1 protein-coding gene is annotated in these 1421 nt (G+C 57.4%); it reads right to left on the bottom strand.

Features of this window, described 5'->3' with window-relative positions:
* Positions 1-901 precede the first annotated feature (901 nt).
* A complete protein-coding gene (locus AC1DVF_RS29250; protein ID WP_477299053.1) occupies positions 902-1177 on the bottom strand; it encodes a hypothetical protein in 276 nt (91 codons plus the stop codon).
* Positions 1178-1421 lie beyond the last annotated feature (244 nt).

Here is a 1421-nt window from a genome sequence, read left to right as displayed (position 1 = left end):
CACCCATTCATTTCCTTGCGTTGGCTTTGGCATTGAGCTCTCAATATTGTGACGCAGGGAGAGTAGCGACAGGCCACAAGTGCTCCTGACCGTCGCGCCTTTAGGAACGGTCGACAAGCGGTGTTTAGCGGGGCTTGAATGGCCCGACACCATTGTCAGCGACAGCCAGCGAATTGCAAAAGGTAGCCGACACCGGATGGAACGGGCCGCGGTCGCTGTTGAGGCAGCTTCGCAATCTTGGTACCGCCAACGCCCAGCCGCTTGCACATACTGCTGACCCGTATATCTACCGGCTCTTGACCTTCGATTTGACCGCGTGCCTGGCGGCCTCCCCGCCCGGCGAGAGGACTCGATCTCTGATCGAGCTATCTGGAACGATCACCGCAACGTTCAGACTGGTGCTGACACGACCCGCGTCGTGGGAACTCTGGGCTTCTACCTTTTGCGGCTTCTCGACACACACGCCAACTATGAGAACCGCGCCAGAAATGAGTGGTACCGTAGTTTTTAGAATACGAGCCACAACTCCGAATACTTCGATGGGTCGGGTTGATGGCCACGGATCGTGTGGGTTCGTACCCGCCGTATAGGCAGCGTGCTTCGCAGTCCACGCATCCCAATCTGCTTCAGCCGAATAATGCAGACGTCGATGCATTTCGMTCATTGCCAGGGACGCTGCAAGTGCAAAGGCAAGGCTGAAGAAGATCAGACCCAAAGACCAAATGGCGAAGAAAGACTGCATCACGCCTGAAAGCGAGCCATAAGCAGCCCAATTTCCAGCAACGACCGCCAAGCACATTTGCCAACTGGAATCGGTTAGGCGAGTGGACCAGTAGTAGTAGTCATGCCCTATTGATAAGAGCCCATCCTTTGGGGACTCGTATACATTCCGCTCCATGGGTCAGCCGCCGCCACCTGGACCCTTCTTCGCGGCGGGACGCTTCAAAGCGCGTTTCGCCGTAGCGGAGGAAGAAGCCTTCCGCGCGCTCTTCTTTTTGACCGCCTTCTTCGCCGCCATCGCAGGGGCAGCCTTCCCATCGGCCGTCTTTCTGACGACCTTTTTAGCCGCGACCTTCGTTACTACTTTCTCTGCAGCTTTCTTTGCCGACTTCTTCGCGAAGGATTGCTTCGCCACCGTCTTCTTCGTTGCGATCTTGCGGATTGCCTTGGTCGCCATGAATCCTTCCACTCCGGCAAGTCGATCGTTACTTCACGGAAGATCCTCTCACCCGCACTTCGAATACCCACAATTCAAACAAGTCTGGCAACCATCCATCAGCACCAGCGCCTGCGTATTGCACTTRGCGCAGAGCGTGGCGCCAGCGGGGAAGCCTGAGGCATTCATGTGGGCGGCTTCTGCGGCGGCCTGAGAGGCAGGAGCATCGCCGGCGGAGCCGGCTCCTACAGGAGCAGCTGCGGGA

Source organism: Pseudomonas sp. P4_D7 (assembly GCF_056401755.1).
Note: the sequence above shows the minus strand (reverse complement) of the source record. Positions and strands in the feature narration are given on the sequence as shown.

Excerpts from the sequence above, each read along its gene's own strand:
- AC1DVF_RS29250 (WP_477299053.1), bottom strand. The coding sequence starts at position 1,177 with ATGGCGACCAAGGCAATCCGCAAGATCGCAACGAAGAAGACGGTGGCG.